Below are 20,276 nucleotides of genomic sequence, written 5' to 3'. Positions count from 1 at the left end.
TTTTTAAAAAGATTAGTATTAATTTTATTCAAAATTACAAAATAACCTACTCAATTGAAAATAGAATTATCTTATTCTTCTATTGATAATAAAAATATAATAATGAGTCAAGCATCTTTTTCTATTTATAATGCCTCGGCAGGCTCTGGAAAAACATATACATTATCCAAAGAATATATAAAAATTTTATTAAAATCATCTTCAAACGAAGCTTATAGAAAAATTTTAGCCATTACGTTTACCAATAAAGCGGTAGAAGAAATGAAAACGCGAATCATTTTTTATTTGCTCGAGTTCTCCAAAGAAGATACTTCGCTTAAGGCATTTGATTTATTACAAGACATTTCAGACGAAACAAGTTTAAGTATTGGAACCATCAAAGAAAAATCAAAAGGTATTATTAAAAGTATTATTCATAATTATACTGCTTTTGATATTTCGACTATTGATAAATTTACCCTAAAGATTATAAGATCATTTTCACACGAATTAAATATTCCGTTGGATTTTGACATTTCTTTAGATACTGATTTGTTGATGCAAGAGGCCATTGAAAGCGTAATTTCAAAAGCAGGTGAAGATCAAGAATTGACCCAATTGTTATTGGATTTTTCAAGAAACAAAAACGATGATGATAAAGACTGGGACATTACTAATGATTTACTAATAGCAAGTTCGCTTTTAACTAATGAAGATAGTAAGCACGAATTAAAAGATTTTGAAAACAAAACAATTGCCGATTTTGTAGAAACTAAAAAAGCATTAATTTTTGAAATTGAAAAACTAAAAAGCAGTGCTTCAATCATTGCCAAAGAATGTTTGTCCATTATTAATAATAAGGGAATTGCATTTGAATCTTTTTCAAGAAAAAGCTTCCCAAATCATTTAGAAAAAATAGAAACCAGTAGCTTTACAGCAATTGATATGTTTAAGTTTTTAAAAATTGAAGATGTTCAAATTAATTTAAAAGCAAAAGATAAAGATTTAATTGAGCATAGTTTACCCCAAATTGTTTTAAAGCTACAAGTAGCTTATACATACTATCAAAAAATATTTTTATTTGAAGCTTTTAACAAGAACATTTATCCGTTATCGTTATTAAACTCTATCAATAAAGAATTTAGAAAAATTCAGGGCGATCAAAATATTTTATCTATATCAGAATTTAATCAAATTATAAACAACGAAATTCAAAACCAACCAGCACCTTTTATATATGAGAAAATGGGTGAAAGATATCGTCATTTTTTTATTGATGAATTTCAAGACACATCTGTTTTGCAATGGAAAAATTTAATTCCGTTAATTGACAATGCTATTTCTGGTGAAGATAACGGCATAAAAGGCACTCTTTTATTGGTAGGCGATCCTAAACAGGCTATTTACAGATGGCGAGGGGGTAAGGCAGAACAATTTATTGCATTAAGCAAAGATGAAAGCCCCTTTTTAAATATAAAAACAAACGCTAAAAGTTTAGACACAAATTACAGAAGTTACAGTCAAGTAGTTGACTTTAACAATAATTTTTTTAAACACATTTCGGGCAAATTAGAAAATGCTGACTATGTTGATTTATATCAAAATCATAGTTTTCAAAAAAAAACCAATAAAAAAGGAGGTTATGCACACATTTCATTTATTGATACATCTTCAAATGATGAGGTGTTTAGCGACGAAGAAGACGACGATAAAAATACAAAATATGTAAAGCAAACCCATGTAATTATTAATAAAGTACTTTCAAACGGATTTCAATATAAAGACATAGTGCTTTTGACTCGAAATAAAAAAGACGGTGTTTTGTTGGCCAATTATTTAACCGAAAATGAAATTCCGATCTTATCTTCCGAAACGTTATTAATTCAAAACGCTACCGAAGTTAAGTTGATTGTTAATGTATTGAAATACATCAATAATAAAAAAGACGCAGACGCAAAATTTAATCTTTTATATTATGTAGGAAAAAACCTACAAAAAAACCTACAAAATAAACAAGAAATACACGACATAATTAGTCAAAGCTTGCATGATACCGAAGAAAAATTAAAAAAAACATTAGAAAAATTTGACGTACTTATTGATTTTAATGCCTGTAGAAAAAAAGCACTTTATGAAGTAGTAGAAATTATAGTTTCTGCCTTCATCAAACAAAAAGCCAATAATTCATATGTTCAATATTTTTTAGATTTAGTTTTGGAACGACATATTAAGGCACAATCAAGTATAGCTGATTTTATTTATTATTGGGAGCAAACAGGATATAAAAAAAGCATTCCTTCGCCAGAGGGTAATAATGCTATAAAAATAATGACGATTCATAAATCAAAAGGACTTGAATTTCCGGTTGTGATTTATCCATTTGCTAATGACGATTATGCAAAAGCAAAAAAAAATAAACTATGGATTCCGTTAGAAGAATCAATTGGTAATTTCAACAAAGTTTTAATTAACAATACGAAAGAAGTGCCCCATTATAATGAAAGAGCAAATTCTATTTATAAAACAAAAACTCAAGAAGTTATACTAGACGACATCAATATTTTATATGTTGCATTTACACGGGCAGTTGAGCAATTATATATCATATCTGAAATAAAAATAAATAAAGATGGTAAATTGCCCAATACATTGTCCTCTTATTTAATAGAATATTTGCAATTAAACCATAATTTTAACATAGAACAATTTGAATATGATTTTGGAAATCCCATAAAAGTTTCAGAAACAGAATCGTTTATTTCAAATTTAGAAAAAATTAAAGTAGTTCAAAACAAAATAAAAACAAGCGCCATAAAAATTGCTCAAAAAGACGCCTTAATGTGGGGAACTGTTCAGGCAGATGCTATAGAGTTTGGCAATACGCTTCACGAAATTCTTTCTTATATAAAAACAGGCGATGATATAACACGGGCTATTAAAATTGCTTTAGAAAAAGGATTAATAAAAAAGGCACAAATTTCTATAATTGAAAAAGTTATACACAACATTGTGCATCATGTAGAGTTGCAAAAATATTTTTCAAAAGAAGCCAAAATTTATAACGAAACCCATATAATAGATGAAACTAAAAGCACTTTTATTCCAGATAGAATTGCAATAATTGACAACAAAGCCTATTTATTAGATTATAAAACAGGCAGCCCTAAAGAAAGCCATAAGCATCAAATAGAGAACTATCAAAATATAATAGAAAAAATGAATATTCATGTACAAGAAAAAGCTTTAGTTTACCTAGGCGAAACTTTAAAAATAATACATTTGTAAAAAAATAAATATGTACGGCAAAATACAAGAACACTTAAAAAACGAATTACAAAGTATCCAAGAAAACGGATTGTTTAAAAAAGAACGCATCATAACTTCACCACAAGGAGCCGAAATTACAATTTCAACAGGAGAAACAGTTTTAAATTTTTGTGCCAATAATTATTTAGGCCTTTCATCACATCCAGAAGTGGTTCAAGCGGCTAAAGACACCTTAGATTCCCATGGTTTTGGTATGTCATCCGTTAGATTTATTTGTGGAACTCAAGATATACACAAAACATTAGAAGAAAAAATAGCCACTTTTTACGGAACAGAAGACACCATTTTATATGCAGCAGCTTTTGATGCTAATGGAGGTGTTTTTGAACCTTTATTAGAAGCCGAAGATTGTATTATTTCAGATAGTTTAAATCATGCATCTATTATTGATGGGGTTAGATTGTGTAAAGCAGCTCGTTATAGATATGCGAACAGTGATATGCAAGATTTAGAAAATCAATTGATAAAATCTACAGAAGAAGGCAGAAGATTTAAACTTATAGTTACAGATGGGGTGTTTTCAATGGATGGACTTGTTGCACCATTAGATAAAATATGTGATTTAGCAGATAAATATGACGCCCTAGTAATGGTTGACGAATGTCATGCCGCCGGATTCATAGGGGCAAAAGGAATAGGCACCTTAGAAGCTAAAAATGTATTGGGAAGAGTAGATATTATAACAGGAACACTAGGTAAAGCACTAGGTGGAGCAATGGGGGGTTATACGACAGCAAAAAAAGAAATTATTGAAATTTTACGTCAACGTTCTCGCCCTTATTTATTTTCAAATTCATTAGCCCCCGCTATTGTAGGTGCATCCATTAAGGTATTTGAATTATTAGAAAAAGACACCTCATTAAGAGATACCCTAGAATGGAATACCAATTATTTCAAAAAAGGTATCAAAGAAGCAGGTTTTGATATTGTTGATGGAGATTCTGCAATTGTACCGGTTATGTTATATGATGCAAAACTTGCTCAAGAAATGGCAGAGATGCTACTAGAAAAAGGGATTTATGTAATTGGATTTTTCTTTCCAGTTGTGCCAAAAGACAAAGCTAGAATTCGGGTTCAGCTTTCAGCAGCACATACAAAAGAGCACATAGATAAAGCAATAAGTGCTTTTATTGAAGTAGGGAAGGCTCTAAAAATAGTTTAATTAGCCCTTTAATCGGCTATTTTGTATTATTTGTATAAATTAATTTGCAATTAAAAATAAAGGCATTAAATTTGTGCTTTATATTTTGATCAAAAATAATATTAATAAATAAAATTTTATGAAACATCTTAACAAATTTTTTGTTGTAGCCTTAATTTTTGTAGGCATGACTGCTTATTCACAAGACAACAACAACCCATGGGCAATATCTTTTGGGGCTAATGCTGTAGATACTAAAGTAGCTGCTGATCTTGAATTTTCTGAAAGAACTTCAGAATTATTTAATGTAAAAGACCATTGGAACATCCTTCCTTCAGTTTCGTATGTAACTGTGTCTAAAAATGTTGGAAACAATTTTTCTATTGGTTTAACAGGTTCTGTTAATAAAATAACAAAATTTGTAACTAAAGTAGAAGGTACTCAAAACACACATATGGTTACTAATCCTGGAGATTTAGGTTATTATGGTGCTGATTTAATTGTTAAGTACAGCTTTATGGAAATGCTTAAGTCTAAAACTTTAGACCCGTATTTACATTTAGGTGGTGGATATACTTGGATGGGAGACGCTTCTGCCGGTACAACAAACTTTGGTCCTGGTTTAAACATATGGTTTGCTGAAAACGTAGGTTTAACTTTGCAATCAACTTTTAAAAACTCCTATGAAGATAGTAGAGTTCCAAATGTAGATTTGGGAGATCATTTTCAACATTTTGTAGGTATTACTTTCAAATTTGGAGGTAAAGATACTGACAATGACGGTATCTATGACAAAGATGATTCATGCCCAGAAGTTGCCGGATTAAAAGAATTAAACGGATGTCCTGACACTGATGCAGATGGAATTACAGACGCAGATGATGCTTGTCCTGAAATTGCTGGATTAAAAGAATTAAACGGATGTCCTGATGCAGATGGTGATGGAATCACTGATGCAGATGATGCTTGTCCTGAAGTAAAAGGATCAAAAATGATGAAAGGTTGCCCTGATACTGACGGAGATGGAGTAGCTGATAATTTAGATAAATGTCCTACTGTAACAGGACCAAAAGCTAACAATGGCTGTCCTTGGACAGATACTGATGGCGATGGTATAGCAGACAAAGATGACAAATGTCCTAAAGTAAAAGGAACTGTTGCTAACAACGGATGTCCAGAAGAAGAAGTCTCTCAAGAAACTATGGAAAAATTAAACGAATATGCAAAAACTATTTTGTTTGATTCAGGAAGATCTTCTTTCCAACAAAAGACACACTCTGTATTATTATCAATTACTGGAATTTTAAAAGAATATCCAAACACAAATTTTTCTATTGAAGGTCATACCGATAGTGACGGTTCAGAAGCTTCAAACCAAACTTTGTCTGAAAATAGAGCTGCAGCGGTTAAAGACTATTTAGTTGAAAACGGGATTTCTGCAACTAGATTAACTTCAGCTGGTTTCGGAGAGTCTAATCCAAAAGACACTAACAAAACTAGAGCAGGTAAAGCAAATAACAGAAGAGTTGAGGTTAAATTAGTTAAATAATTTAATTCTAAAATATTTTAAGAAAACGCTCCGATTATCGGAGCGTTTTTTTTATTTTTATACCTGTATGAGTAATCCAACATTTTTAAGTAAACTTACTGACGAACTACTACTTCTCTATTCTGATAACTTATCAGATATAACCATTGTTCTTCCCAGTAAAAGAGCTCGTGTTTTCTTAATAGAAAACATTCAGGCGAAACTTTCTAGACCTATATTTTCTCCAAACATAATAAGTATAGAAGAGTTTATTAAAGACGTTTCGGGCTTGCGAAGTGTCGATTCTATGGAGATTTTATTTGAATTTTATCATGTATATACCTTATTAACAAAAAATACTGCGCTTCAAGATTTCGAAGAATTTTCAAAATGGGCAAAAACATTAATTCATGATTTTAATGAAATTGATTGTTACTTTATTGATCCAAATCATGTTTTTTCATATTTAAAAGATGTAGAAGCCTTAAAAAGATGGGATTTAGAATTGAATCAAACTACGAATCTAATAGATACAACGCTTGCTTTTTGGGACAAATTACCCCTTTATTACGCCACTTTTTATAAACATCTTTTAGAAAAAGGAATAGGCTATCAGGGCTTGTTATATAGGGAATCAGTAGCAAATTTAGACACGTTTTCAAATTCAATTTCATCTGAAAATAAAATTATTTTTGCCGGATTCAACGCATTAAACCAGGCAGAAGAACGCATATTTAAACATTTATTACTTCAAGAAAAAGCGCTAGTTTATTGGGATATTGATTATTCAATTTTACAAGATTCGCATCACGACGCAGGCTTATTCATTAGAAAATATAAAAAGGAATGGAATCAATTTGATAAACAATCTTTTAAATGGATAGAAAATCATTTTGAGCAAGAAAAAAACATCCAAATTATTGGGACACCTAAAACCGTTGGTCAAACAAAAATAGTAGGCAATTTGATCGAAGAAATTCAACTCACAAATATAAACCTACAAAATACAGCAGTCGTTTTAGGCGACGAAAATTTATTACTACCCGTACTATACAATTTACCCGAATCTGTAGAGAGTCTAAATATTACAATGGGCTATCCCAGCAAAAATAATCCAGCTCAATTATTGATTACCAAAATATTTAAACTGCACACTAATGCTAAAAAACGTAACGAAAAACAATATACTCTATATTACAAGGAAGTTTTAGAAATATTAAGTCACTCCTTAATTGAACCCTATATAGATGCAAAAAAAGTTGAAGAGGTTATAAAAACAAATAATTTTACGTTTTTTTCAAATGACAAATTATTTCAGTTGTATGAAGAATATAAAACAAATGATTCTAATGTTCTTTTTGAACTTATTTTTTCTAAATGGAATGACAATGCTTCAGATATAAGCAATCAGTTGTCAAAAATACTACTTTCTATAAAGGAATATTTAAGCCATGAGAATCAAGAAGATATTATAGCTAAAGCTTTTATACATTCTATTTATCTTGTTTTAAATCGTATTTCTACATTTATTGACACATATCAAAGCATAACATCACTTTCAAGCTTATTTGCCATTTACAAACAGGTTATTGATTTGGCTGAGGTTTCTTTTGAAGGAAAGCCCCTATCAGGCTTGCAAGTAATGGGTGTTTTGGAGAGTAGAGTTTTGGATTTTGAAAACGTGATAATTACATCGGTTAATGAAGGTAAATTTCCATCCGGAAAAAGCAGCAATTCGTTTATCCCGTATGATATAAAAAAAGAATTAGGACTCCCTACATTTAGGGAAAAAGACGCTATTTATAGTTATCACTTTTATCATTTATTACACCGTGCAAAAAACATTTACTTGCTTTATAATTCAGACAATTCAGACGGAATAGATGCTGGAGAAAAAAGTCGTTTTATAACCCAATTAGAAATTGATTTTCCACAGCATATTACAAAAAACACCATATATAATGCACATTTGCCAAGTATGGCATACGAACCTATAAAAATCAACAAAACAGCAGCTGTTTTAGATAGATTAAAAGTAATAGCAACCGAAAATGGATTTTCTCCATCATCATTAACAAATTACATTCGAAATCCAATACAATTTTATACACAAAGAATTTTACGTATAAGGGAGTCCGAAGAAGTTGAAGAAAATATTGCCGTTAACACTTTAGGAACTATAATTCACGAAACATTAAGGTACTTATACGAGCCCTATATAGATAAATTTTTGTCTGCAAATAATATAGATGCTATGAATAAATTGGTTGAATATGAAACCATAAAACAATTCAAGTTAATTTTTAAGGAAGGGGAAATTAAAAAAGGGAAAAACTTGTTAGCTTTTGAAGTAGCCAAACAACAGATAGAACAATTTTTAAAACAAGAACAAAAAGATATTGAAGCTGGAGCAGTTATTAAAGTTCTCCTTTTAGAAAAAAAGTTACAAGGCACAATTTCTGACAAATCGCTACCGTTCGACATAAAAATATCAGGAGCTGTAGACCGAATCGAATTGCGAGACAACAAAATAAGAATTATAGACTATAAAACAGGAAAAGTAGAAGCCAGAACCTTAAAAGTAGATAATTTTGTAGAATTAACATCAGAGATAAAAAATGAAAAAATTATTCAACTACTTTGTTATGCTTTAATGTTTGAAAATAATGCAGAATACAAAAACTATCCTGTTGAAGCCGGAATTATATCATTTAAAAACATGAAGGCAGGTTTTATGCCTTTTGGATTAGGAAAAGGTAAAAATTCAATTCATGAAATAAATCAAGAAACGATTGTTAATTTTAAACAATCCTTATTAAGTTTAATTTTAGAAATTTTAAATCCTGAAATTCCTTTCGAAGAAAAACTATAAACTTTAATAAACTTGATTAGTGTTTAGTTTAAATTTTTTTTAAAAACTTCAAAAGAACTTCTGTCAATTCCTCCCGATTTTCAATATGACTCATATGACCATCATTAAAAGTAACCAGTTCAGTTTTGGTATGTTCAATTATAGAGCTATTTTCTTCGTAGTTTAAAACAGGATCTTTTTTTCCTAAAACCAGTAAAATGGGATAGTTTGCGGCATGTAAAATAGCAGCTCTATCTTTTCTTATTTTCATGCCCTCTAAGGCCGCCACTACTCCTTGCAAAGGCGTTTTTAAGGCCTGAGTCTTTACCGCCTCAATATTAACAGTTAAACGCAGCCTGTTGTCTTCACTAAACAAATTGGCAATCGACATACTGATAAAAGAGGTAAAATTTTGTTTCACCGCCTTTATAGCTCTATCCCGATTGGCTTTTCTTTCTTCAGAATCGGCTTTAGTACTTGAATTTAACAAAATCAATGATTTGATCATTTCTGGATACAATTCGGCAAAAGCCAAAGCCACATAACCCCCCATAGAATGACCAATTAAAATAGCTTTTCTAATTTTTAATTCGTGCAAAACATGATGAACCATACCAGCGTGATCTTCCATAGAATGTACATAACCCAAACAATCGGTTTGACCATGACCTAACAAATCAATACAAACCACTCGATTGCGTTTAGCCAAAACCTCAACATGCGAATTCCACATGGTTGAGTTTTCTAAAAAACCGTGCAATAAAACTACGGTGCTTCCTTTTCCGGTTTCAGAATAAGCACTTTTAGTGTTTTTGAAGAGAGTTTGTTTCAAGGTAGAAAATTGTTTACTGCAAAAGTAGAAATTTTATACGCATCGTTTCAACCTTTTTATTGCAAGAATTAAAATATTTCTAAGAAACCGTATAATTTAACAAAAAAAACGGTTCACTTTCGCAAACCGTCTTTCTTCTTTTATCTTGTTTCTTTCTTCTAAACTACGAATTCATCAGATTTTCAATTTCATCAATCTCAATAGGAATATTACGCATTAAATTAAAAGGTTCGCCACTCTTTTGAATTACTACGTCATCTTCTAAACGAATTCCAAAACCTTCTTTCGGAATGTAAATTCCGGGTTCAACAGTAAAAACCATATTTGCCTGCATTGGTTCGTATAATAAACCATAATCGTGCGTATCTAATCCCATGTGGTGACTTGTTCCGTGCATGAAATATTTTTTATAAGCGGGCCAATCTTTGTTTTCATTTTGAACATCAGCTTTGTCTAATAAACCTAAACCTAATAATTCGGAAGTCATCATTTTACCAACTTCAAGATGATATTCTTTCCATAAAGTTCCTGGAACTAAGAGTTGCGTTGCTTCATTTTTTACATTTAAAACAGCTTGGTAAACCGCAGCTTGTCTTTCAGAAAATTTTCTAGAAACTGGTATTGTTCTTGTCATATCACTGGAGTAATTGGCATATTCTGCTCCTACATCTAAAAGCAACAAATCTCCCGCTTTACATTGTTGGTTGTTTTCAATATAATGCAACACATTAGCATTATTTCCGGATGCAATTATAGGGGTATAAGCAAAACCCTTAGAACGATTTCTTAAAAATTCGTGAGCAAACTCAGCTTCAATTTCATATTCCATTACATTAGGTTTCACAAAATTTAAAATTCTACGAAAACCTTTTTCAGTAATGCTACAAGCTTGTTGAATCAAATCCAATTCTTCACTTTCTTTAACAGAACGAATGCGTTGCAAAATAGGGTTTGATTTTTCTACTTTATGGGCGGGGTAATTTTCTTTCCATTTTTTTATAAATCGAGCTTCTCGAGTTTCTGTTTCAACGACAGCTCTATAATGTTCGTTTGTGTTGATATACATCGTGTCGGCATAAGTCATCAATTCTTTTAAAGTTTTGTCAAAATCTTGAAGCCAAATCACATTTTTAACTCCTGAAACTTCAAAAGCTCTTTCTTTAGTTAGTTTTTCACCTTCCCAAACTGCAATATGATCGTTGGTTTCTTTTAAAAATAAAATTTCTCTATGGTTTTCATATGGAGCACCCGGAAAAAGCACTAAAATACTTTCTTCTTGATCCACACCGCTTAAATAAAACAAATCTCTTTGTTGTGCAAATGGCAAAGTTGAATCTGCTGAAACAGGATAGATGTCATTGGAATTAAAAACAGCAATGCCATTAGGCTTCATTTGAGCAGTAAATTTTTTACGGTTTTTGACGAATAAATCTCGATCTATTTGATGGTATTTCATTTCTTTTTGTTTTAAACTGCATCAAATTTAAAAAGATAAAACGCAAATCTTGCTAAAAGAAATTAAAAGTTTCAATTATATTTAGAATATTATCTACTTTTATATTAAAATTATAAAAAAATGAAGAAAACCCTATTCTTATTCCTTTTTGTTCAAAGTTTTACATTTGCTCAAACCAATTTATTTGAAGATGTAAAATTTCAAAATATAGGTCCAACGATCATGAGTGGAAGGGTAGTTGATTTAGCTGTAAACCCAGATAATCCAACAGAATTTTATACAGCTTATGCATCAGGTGGTTTGTGGTATACCCATAATAACGGCACAAGTTTTACACCCGTTATGGATTCAGCGCCAACGTTAAACTGCGGATCGGTTACAGTAGATTGGAAATCAGGCACAATATGGGTTGGAACAGGCGAAGTTAATGCCTCTCGTTCTTCATATTCAGGCATTGGAATATTAAAATCTACGAATAAAGGCAAAACGTGGCAAAATATAGGCTTACCAGACAGTCATCACATTAGTAAAATATGTGTAAACCCAATAAATATAAACGAAATCACGGTTGGTGTTTTGGGACACTTATATTCAAAAAATCAAGAAAGAGGCGTTTATAAAACGATAGATGGTGGTAAAACGTGGAATAAAACATTATATATAAATGACGAAACCGGAATAATTGATTTAGTGGTTAGCCCAAACAATTATAACATTCAATATGCTGCGGCTTGGCAAAAAGACAGAAAAGCTTGGAATTTTAAAGGGAACGGTGTTGGTTCTGGAATTTATAAAACTACCGATGCAGGTAATACGTGGAGCTTAATGTCGGTTAATCAAAGTGGTTTTTCTAATAATGAAGGCATTGGTCGCATTGGCTTAGCGCTTTTTAATGAAAATGTTATTTATGCAGTAGTTGACAATCAAAATAAAAGGTCAGATCTAAAATCAAATGAGCCAAAAGATGCAAATGCCGCTCTTTTTGAAACAGAGGTAATAGGTTGTGAAATATATAAATCTAATGACGGTGGATCATCTTGGCAAAAGACCCATGAAACTTTTATAGATGATTTATTTTATTCATATGGTTATTATTTTGCCAATATAAGTGTAGATAAAAGTGATGAAAATCGGCTTTATATTGGTGGGGTTCCTTTAATATTTTCAAAAGATGGAGGAAAAACGTTTGAATCAATAAGCAAAGAAAACGTACACGCAGATCATCATGTAACTTGGATTAATCCTAAAAACCCTAATCACATCATAAACGGAAATGATGGTGGAGTAAACATTTCTTATGACAATGGTTTTCATTGGATAAAATGCAATAACGAAGCTGTTGGCCAGTTTTACGCGGTTCAGGTAGATAACGAAGAGCCATATAATGTATATGGTGGATTACAAGACAATGGTGTTTGGGTCGGGCCTAATGAGTACAGCCAAAATGTATCATGGCATCAAAAAGGAAAATACCCATTTCAAGAAATAATGGGGGGCGATGGGATGCAAATTCAAGTTGATAGTAGAAATTCAAATGTTGTTTATACCGGCTTTCAATTTGGAAATTATTTTAGAATAGATCGAAATTTAAAGACATCGGAAGCGATTAGCCCAAAGTCAGAAAAAGACGAAAAATCATTTCGTTTTAATTGGCAAACACCTATTTTAATATCTTCTCACAATCAAGACATTCTATATTTTGGATCCAATTTTTTGCATCGTTCCATGAATCAAGGGAACAATTGGGATAAAATTTCGGGTGATTTAACAAAAGGACCTAAAGAAGGAAATGTAGCCTATGGCACTATTACAAGCATAGCAGAAAGTCCTTTTCAATTTGGCTTATTGTATGTAGGTTCTGATGATGGATTTATGCACGTTTCAAAAGATGGTGGAACAAGTTGGACAAAAATTGAAATTCCAGAAAACACTTCCAAAACAGATGATTTTTGGATTTCCAGAATTGTAGCGTCTCAACACAAAAAAGAAAGAGTTTATGCAACTTTAAACGGGTACCGAAACGACGACTTTAACAGCTATGTTTATGTTTCAGAAGATTTTGGCGCAACTTGGACAAACATTTCAAAAGGTTTAACCAATGCTGTTAACGTAATTGTTGAAGACTCTGAAAAAGAAAATATGTTGTATGTTGGCACAGATAATGGCTTGTTTATTTCAATGGATAAAGGTATAAATTGGAATGATTTTTCGGCAAACATGCCAAATGTAGCGGTACACGATTTAAAAATTCAAGCCAAAGCAAAAGATCTAATTGTTGGCACGCACGGGCGTTCTATCTACAAAGTAAACCTTGAAAAAGTACAAGCTTTAACCGATAAAATTGTGGAAAAAGACGTGTATGTTTTTCCGTTGCAAACCCTCAAAAAATCAAATCGTTGGGGTAGCTCATGGAGTCAATGGTCTCCAGCTTTTGAGCCTAAAATAAATGTATGGGTGTATTCAAATCAAGAAAAAGAGACCAGATTAATAAGTACAAATAAAAATAGTATAGTTGTAAATGATCAAAAAATCCAACTCAAAAAGGGATTAAATAAAATAGAATATGATTTGTCTGTGGATTCAAAAACAGTTGAAAAACTACTTAAGAAAGACAAAAAATTAAAAATTAAACCAGCTAAAAATGGAAAGGTATATCTGCCAGAAGGCAATTATGTTATTTCTATTGAAAATGCATCAACTCCGTTTGAAATTTCCGAATCGAAATAGCGGTATATAACTAAGTAAATTTTAGTTGTAATAAAATCTAAACACAAACCAAACGATATAAATGCTCAATATAGATCTAAAACTTAATGGATTTTTTACACTTATTTTAAATTGATTCTAAATAAGTGCGAAAAGGTTGTAGTTCCTTTTTTTTAGTCTTATTTTTGTATGATTTTTAAAATAAAACTATACAATCAAACACATTATGGCAAAATCGGCACTTATAAAGTCATCTATAGCAAAAAAATATTGGATGGCTCTTACAGGTTTATTTTTATGCTTGTTTTTGGCAGGACATTTAGCAGGTAATCTTCAGTTAATTTTTGGTACAAGCCTTCAGTTTAATGAATATGCCCTTTTTATGACTTCCAATCCAGCGGTAAAATTACTTTCGTATGTTACCTATATTTCAATAATTTTTCATGCTATTGATGGAATTTTATTAACCATTCAAAACAAAAAAGCAAGACCTATCGCGTATGCTAAAAACAACCCAGCAAAAAACAGTAGTTTTTCATCAAGAAACATGGCTGTTTTAGGAACTGTTATTATGGTTTTTATAGCAACACACATGGTTAATTTTTGGGCAAAAATGCATTTTGATAAAAATATGCCGATAATGACTAAAAGTATTGAAACCCAGCCAGGAGTTCTACAAGATTTCTATGTTGGAACACAAACAGGACAGTATTATCCTGTAGAGCAAGTTGAGGTTGGCATTCATACAGACAAACACGATCATGAACCGAAGCAATTTATTATAAAAAATAGAACAGAATTGTTTTTTTCTCAAGCAGATGTAAAAACAGCCGATCTTTATAAAGATTTACACAAATTAACTTTTGGCTTTTTTAAAGACTCAAAATATGGTTTATGGTTTACTATAGGTTATGTTTTAGCAATGATTGCATTAGGGTTTCACTTATGGCATGGATTTGCAAGTGCATTTCAATCGTTAGGTTTAAATAATCCAAAATTTAATGCCGGTATAAAATTCTTTGGAAAAGCATTTTCGGTTATCGTTTCTGTCTTATTTGCAATTATTCCACTATATATTCATTTTTCAAAATAAAATCAACATCACTATATTATGAAGTTAGATTCAAAAATACCAGAAGGACCAATATCAGACAAATGGACCGATCATAAAAACCATTTAAAATTAGTTGCACCAAACAATAGACCTAAATTAGATATTATTGTTGTAGGAACAGGTTTGGCAGGAGCTTCGGCAGCGGCCTCTCTAGGAGAAATGGGATATAATGTAAAAGCATTTTGTTTTCAAGATTCACCACGTAGAGCACACTCTATAGCTGCTCAAGGGGGTATTAATGCGGCAAAAAATTATCAAAATGATGGCGATAGTACCTATCGTTTATTTTATGATACTATAAAAGGGGGCGATTATCGTTCTCGTGAAGCAAACGTTCATAGATTAGCCGAAGTTTCAGGAAATATCATCGACCAATGTGTGGCTCAAGGAGTTCCTTTTGCACGCGAATATGGTGGAATGTTAGACAACCGTTCGTTTGGGGGTGTGCAAGTACAACGTACATTTTATGCTGCAGGACAAACAGGACAACAATTATTATTAGGGGCTTATTCTTCATTATCTAGACAAATAGGACTGGGACATGTAAAAATGTTTTCGCGTCATGAAATGCTAGATTTGGTAAAAGTAGATGGAAAAGCTCGTGGAATTATAGCTCGCAACTTGGTTACAGGTGAATTGGAAAGACATTCAGCACACGCTGTTGTTATTGCTTCTGGTGGATACGGAAATGTTTATTTCTTATCTACAAACGCCATGGGAAGTAACGTAACTGCAAGTTGGAAAATTCACAAACAAGGAGCTGCTTTTTCAAACCCATGTTTTGTGCAAATTCACCCTACTTGTATTCCAGTTCATGGAACCAATCAGGCCAAGTTAACCTTGATGTCAGAATCATTGCGTAATTCAGGACGTATTTGGGTACCAAAAAAGAAAGAAGATGCTGAAGCAATTCGTTTGGGAAAATTAAAACCAACCGAACTTGTAGAAGAAGATAGAGATTATTATTTAGAAAGAAGATATCCAGCATTTGGTAACTTAGTTCCACGTGATGTTGCTTCAAGAGCAGCAAAAGAGTGTTGTGATGAAGGTCATGGTATTGAAGCTAATGACACCAATGAGGGCGTTTATTTAGATTTTTCATCAGAAGTAAAAAGCAAAGGTAAAGAAGTTGCTTATGCAAAAGGAAATCACAACCCATCTGAAGAAGAAATCATCACTTTAGGAAAAAAATGGTTGGAAGAAAAATACGGTAATTTATTTGAAATGTATCAAAAAATTACCGACGAAAATCCGTATGAAACACCTATGAAAATTTATCCAGCAGTACACTATACAATGGGTGGCGTTTGGGTTGATTATAATTTACAATCATCCATACCAGGATGTTTTGTAGCGGGTGAAGCAAACTTTTCAGACCACGGAGCAAACAGATTAGGAGCCTCTGCTTTAATGCAAGGTTTAGCTGACGGATATTTTGTATTACCGTATACGGTTTCCAATTATTTAGCAGACGAAATAAGAACAGGAAAAATTGCAACTGATACTCCTGAATTTGACACTGCCGAAAATAATGTTAAAGAAACCATTAACAAATTCTTAAACAATGACGGATCTAAATCTGTGGATCATTTCCATAAACGTTTAGGTTTAATAATGTGGAATAAGGTTGGTATGGCTCGTAATGAAAAAGGACTAAAAGAAGCTATTGAACAAATTGGTCAAATTCGTGATGAGTTTTACAAAGATGTGTATGTTCCTGGAACGTCAGATGAATTAAATCCTGAATTAGAGAAGGCTTTACGAGTTGCTGATTTAATAGAGCTTGGGCAATTAATGGCTATGGATGCATTACAAAGAAACGAATCTTGTGGAGGTCACTTTAGAGAAGAATATCAAGATGCAGAAGGTGAAACCCTGCGTGATGATAAAAACTTCTCTTTTGTAAGTGCTTGGGAGTATAAAGGTCAAGACACAACAAAAGCCGTTCTTCATAAAGAAGACTTAAAATATGAGTTTATAAAAATTGCAGCAAGAAATTACAAATAAAATATTATGAGTGCAACAAAAAACATAAATATTACCCTTAAAATTTGGCGTCAAAAAAATTCCAAAGCAAAAGGTAATTTAGAAACATATCAACTAGATAATGTTTCAACAGCTAGTTCGTTTTTGGAAATGTTAGACCAATTAAACGAACAAATTATAAACGAAAAAGGAAGTCCAGTAGCTTTTGATCACGATTGTAGAGAAGGAATTTGTGGAATGTGTTCGCTTTACATAAATGGTAGAGCACACGGACCAGAAACAGGAACAACTACGTGTCAATTACACATGAGAAAGTTCAGCGATGGCGATACTATTTTTATTGAGCCATGGAGAAGTAAAGCATTTCCGGTTGTAAAAGATTTAGTAGTAGACAGAAGTGCTTTTGACAGAATTCAACAAGCAGGAGGGTTTGTATCGGTAAACACTTCTGGAAACACTATTGATGCCAACTCTATTCCAATACCAAAAGATGATGCAGACAAAGCATTTATGGCAGCCGCTTGTATTGGTTGTGGTGCTTGTGTAGCCAGTTGTAAAAATGGCTCAGCAATGTTGTTTGTAGGAGCAAAAGTTTCACAATTTGCTTTATTACCACAAGGTAAAGTTGAAGCAACACAACGTGTTCAAAATATGGTTCGTCAAATGGATGAAGAAGGTTTTGGAAATTGTACGAATACGGGCGCATGTGAAGTTGAATGTCCAAAAGGGATTTCTTTAGAAAACATTGCACGTATGAATAGAGAATATTTAAAAGCTAGTTTTTAAAATATAAAATTTATATTCGATACAAAAAAAACGCATTCCTTATTGGATGCGTTTTTTTTGTATTTTTATAAAATAAAACAACATACATCTTTAGTTAAGATTGAATTTTAAAAATTTATAAGTATGAAAAGTGTATTTATATTATGTTTGTTTTCTATGATGTTTTCTGTGAATTGTTTTTCTCAAGTAAGAATTTTAAATTTAAATAAAACAAATACTGAACGGACTATTCATATAAAAGAACATAAACGAATCAAAATTCAAACGGTTGAGGGTAAAGTTTTTTATGGACGATTTACCATAATTGATAGTACTAGTCTAATGATTAAAGAAAATTTAATTCTATTAAAAGACATAAAAAAAGTTAGACAAAAATCTCTTTTTAGCACTATTGCCAATCCTATTTTTATAGCCTATGGTTCAGCTTTATTTGTAGGAGGAGTTCTGGTTATAGGAACCGGAGGATTTGGCGCATTAGTTGGGGGTGTTCTTGTTATTACAAGTATTCCTATGATATTAACTCCAGCAATAGTAAATAATCACGATTCTGAAAAATGGAATTATTTAATACAATTAGAATAAATGAAAATAGCATTATTTCAGACCAGTTTAGTTTGGGAAAACCCAAAAGCAAACAGAACATTTATAGAAGAACATTTTATGAATGAAGAGGTTTCTTTTGATTTATTTGTACTTCCAGAAATGTTTTCCTCCGGATTTACAATGCATCCAAAGCGTGTTGCTGAAACTATGAACGGAGAAACCATTACTTGGATGAAATCGCTAGCTTTAATGAAGAACTGTGCTATTTGTGGCAGTTTGGTTATTGCCGAAAACAACGTCTATCACAATCGATTTGTATTCGTACATCCCAATGGAGTCATTGATTTTTATGACAAAAGACATTTGTTTTCTTTAGCTGGTGAGCCAGACCAATACGAAAAAGGAATTTCAAAAACGATTATCAACTACAAAGGATGGAAAATTTGCCCTCAAGTGTGCTACGATTTGCGTTTTCCGGCTTTTTCTCGAAATCATGAAAATTATGATTTGTTACTTTATGTTGCCAATTGGCCAAAAGTGAGAATTATGGCTTGGGACGTCCTTTTAAAAGCCAGAGCTATCGAAAATTTATGCTACACCATTGGTGTTAATCGAATAGGAACAGACAATAACAATCACCAATACAGCGGTCACTCTCAAGTAATAGATGAGCTGGGAAATGTAATTTTGGATGCAGAAGATGATTTAGGCATTTTCATAATCAATATCGACAAAGAAAAAATGCTTGAAACCCGAAAAATGCTAAATTTTTTGAATGATAGAGATGCCTTTGATATAAAAAACTAACCTTATTTATTCAAATCAAATTCTTGATCTACGTCCCAATTGGCTCGAACATCAATTTCTTTAAAAAAATAAACAATTTCTTCGGCTTGTTTTTTCTTTAAAAAACTCCCAGTATCCCACTCTCCATTAGCGTTATCGTCATATATCAACCTAATGGTGTATACTAAAGGATCAATTAAATCAAAATTTAAAACCGTTTCTTTTGCAGATGTTTTACTTGCTAATACGGTTCCTTTGCTATTTAATATTTCAACAAGTACCGGAAAACGATTTACATTTTTTAAGTTTACCCTCAAGTTTCCATAATCAGCAAAAGCTTTGGTGTTAAGTTTTTGTACTAACGTATCATTTGTTGTGCCATAAAAATCAATAATAGCACCGGGCAAAAGCTCTAAAGTATATCTTTCGCTTTCTTCTTTTTTAAAATCAAAAAGCACTTCTTGTTCAAATGAATGGTATTGCGTGGTAAAATCAATTGAAACAGAATCATTATTGATTAATTTCATTTTGGAAATATCTAACTTATCAAGAGGAGTAGTCAATTTTAAGGTAAAGCGCTCATTAAAATTCAATAATCCTTTTTGTTTTGCTCTAATGATTAAGCTATCGGTTTCTTTTAATTCCTTGTATTTAGAAACAAAAGATTTAGAATAAGTGTTGTTTTCAACAAAAAATTCGATAGAGTCATTTTCAATTTTAGGAATAAATAATTGAACCGAATCTTTATCTTTTTCTGGAAATTGACTGACAAAAACAGCGATGTTTTTTAACCCTGATTGTGCCGTAACTTTTAAATCTTTTGTGCTACCAGTATAAGCCATAAAAAACTTATTAGTCGATTGCTGAATCGGTTTTTCGGCCTTAAAAGCAGGTTTTTCGGCAAACAAATCCAGTTGGTAGGCTATCTCTGAGGGGGTTGAAATAGGCTCTCGCAAAAAGCCTATTTTGTCTGTTTTGGGATCAAATTTATTATTTCCATTTTTATCTTTTAAAGCAATCATATAATAACTGCCTTCTTTTAAATTTTCTAAAGCGAAAACTTTTAAGCTGTCTAAGGTATTGGTAACATATAAAGGCGTTTCTTTATAAACGGTTGAATCTTTATAGGTTAGTGCATCATAAAGCAAAACTGAAACAAAATCATCTGGTTTTTGATTATAAGCGTCTTTTATGGTTCCCACAATGGTCAATGAATCAATATAGGATCCTGTTGAAAACAC

General features: G+C 31.8%; 13 protein-coding genes. 10 read left to right on the top strand and 3 right to left on the bottom strand.

The features are described 5' to 3' along the window. Positions 1-54 precede the first annotated feature (54 nt). The 4 genes from AABM47_RS00100 (at position 55) to AABM47_RS00085 (ending at position 8,847) form a co-directional block, all read left to right on the top strand. Positions 55-3,264: a UvrD-helicase domain-containing protein gene (locus AABM47_RS00100; protein ID WP_338408885.1), complete on the top strand. Its 3,210-nt coding sequence runs from the start codon at positions 55-57 to the stop codon at positions 3,262-3,264. Positions 3,265-3,274: 10 nt separating this feature from the next. Further along, positions 3,275-4,468, top strand: a complete 1,194-nt coding sequence (gene kbl / locus AABM47_RS00095) for a glycine C-acetyltransferase (protein ID WP_338408884.1) — start codon at positions 3,275-3,277, stop codon at positions 4,466-4,468. 118 nt (positions 4,469-4,586) lie between these two features. Then, positions 4,587-5,996, top strand: a complete 1,410-nt coding sequence (locus AABM47_RS00090; RefSeq protein WP_338408883.1) for an OmpA family protein — start codon at positions 4,587-4,589, stop codon at positions 5,994-5,996. Between the two features lie 67 nt (positions 5,997-6,063). After that, entirely contained in the window at positions 6,064-8,847 is a 2,784-nt protein-coding gene (locus AABM47_RS00085; protein ID WP_338408882.1) for a PD-(D/E)XK nuclease family protein, read from the top strand. A gap of 28 nt (positions 8,848-8,875) precedes the next feature. Here AABM47_RS00085 and AABM47_RS00080 read toward each other — a convergent pair whose 3' ends face one another. Then, a complete protein-coding gene (locus tag AABM47_RS00080; RefSeq protein ID WP_338408881.1) occupies positions 8,876-9,658 on the bottom strand; it encodes an alpha/beta hydrolase in 783 nt (260 codons plus the stop codon). Positions 9,659-9,821: 163 nt separating this feature from the next. Continuing rightward, the gene (locus AABM47_RS00075) at positions 9,822-11,114 is read right to left on the bottom strand and encodes an aminopeptidase P family protein (RefSeq protein ID WP_338408880.1); all 1,293 of its coding nucleotides are present in this window, start codon (positions 11,112-11,114) and stop codon (positions 9,822-9,824) included. A 120-nt stretch (positions 11,115-11,234) separates the two neighbouring features. Here AABM47_RS00075 and AABM47_RS00070 point away from each other — a divergent pair, with 120 nt between their 5' ends. The 6 genes from AABM47_RS00070 (at position 11,235) to AABM47_RS00045 (ending at position 19,056) form a co-directional block, all read left to right on the top strand. Further along, positions 11,235-13,841: a glycosyl hydrolase gene (locus AABM47_RS00070; RefSeq protein WP_338408879.1), complete on the top strand. Its 2,607-nt coding sequence runs from the start codon at positions 11,235-11,237 to the stop codon at positions 13,839-13,841. Between the two features lie 205 nt (positions 13,842-14,046). Further along, positions 14,047-14,913: a succinate dehydrogenase cytochrome b subunit gene (locus AABM47_RS00065; RefSeq protein ID WP_338408878.1), complete on the top strand. Its 867-nt coding sequence runs from the start codon at positions 14,047-14,049 to the stop codon at positions 14,911-14,913. Between the two features lie 18 nt (positions 14,914-14,931). Beyond that, a complete protein-coding gene (locus tag AABM47_RS00060; protein ID WP_338408877.1) occupies positions 14,932-16,941 on the top strand; it encodes a fumarate reductase/succinate dehydrogenase flavoprotein subunit in 2,010 nt (669 codons plus the stop codon). A 6-nt stretch (positions 16,942-16,947) separates the two neighbouring features. Next, a complete protein-coding gene (locus tag AABM47_RS00055) occupies positions 16,948-17,706 on the top strand; it encodes a succinate dehydrogenase/fumarate reductase iron-sulfur subunit (protein WP_338408876.1) in 759 nt (252 codons plus the stop codon). A 123-nt stretch (positions 17,707-17,829) separates the two neighbouring features. Then, positions 17,830-18,288 carry a hypothetical protein gene (locus tag AABM47_RS00050; RefSeq protein ID WP_338408875.1) on the top strand — a complete coding sequence of 153 codons (459 nt, stop codon included), beginning with the start codon at positions 17,830-17,832 and terminating at the stop codon, positions 18,286-18,288. Further along, a complete protein-coding gene (locus AABM47_RS00045) occupies positions 18,289-19,056 on the top strand; it encodes a nitrilase family protein (protein ID WP_338408874.1) in 768 nt (255 codons plus the stop codon). 2 nt (positions 19,057-19,058) lie between these two features. Here AABM47_RS00045 and AABM47_RS00040 read toward each other — a convergent pair. Next, positions 19,059-20,276 (bottom strand): hypothetical protein (locus AABM47_RS00040; RefSeq protein ID WP_338408873.1); only part of this gene is annotated, 1,218 nt, incomplete at its 5' end.

The sequence above is a fragment of the uncultured Flavobacterium sp. genome (assembly GCF_963925415.1).
In the GTDB taxonomy this organism is placed as follows: Bacteria; Bacteroidota; Bacteroidia; order Flavobacteriales; family Flavobacteriaceae; genus Flavobacterium.
This window is presented reverse-complemented; position numbering and strand designations above follow the sequence as displayed.

Coding starts and splice junctions, on each gene's coding strand:
- kbl (WP_338408884.1), top strand. CDS start 3,275: ATGTACGGCAAAATACAAGAACACTTAAAAAACGAATTACAAAGTATC.
- AABM47_RS00090 (WP_338408883.1), top strand. CDS start 4,587: ATGAAACATCTTAACAAATTTTTTGTTGTAGCCTTAATTTTTGTAGGC.
- AABM47_RS00085 (WP_338408882.1), top strand. CDS start 6,064: ATGAGTAATCCAACATTTTTAAGTAAACTTACTGACGAACTACTACTT.
- AABM47_RS00075 (WP_338408880.1), bottom strand. CDS start 11,114: ATGAAATACCATCAAATAGATCGAGATTTATTCGTCAAAAACCGTAAA.
- AABM47_RS00070 (WP_338408879.1), top strand. CDS start 11,235: ATGAAGAAAACCCTATTCTTATTCCTTTTTGTTCAAAGTTTTACATTT.
- AABM47_RS00065 (WP_338408878.1), top strand. CDS start 14,047: ATGGCAAAATCGGCACTTATAAAGTCATCTATAGCAAAAAAATATTGG.
- AABM47_RS00060 (WP_338408877.1), top strand. CDS start 14,932: ATGAAGTTAGATTCAAAAATACCAGAAGGACCAATATCAGACAAATGG.
- AABM47_RS00055 (WP_338408876.1), top strand. CDS start 16,948: ATGAGTGCAACAAAAAACATAAATATTACCCTTAAAATTTGGCGTCAA.
- AABM47_RS00050 (WP_338408875.1), top strand. CDS start 17,830: ATGAAAAGTGTATTTATATTATGTTTGTTTTCTATGATGTTTTCTGTG.
- AABM47_RS00045 (WP_338408874.1), top strand. CDS start 18,289: ATGAAAATAGCATTATTTCAGACCAGTTTAGTTTGGGAAAACCCAAAA.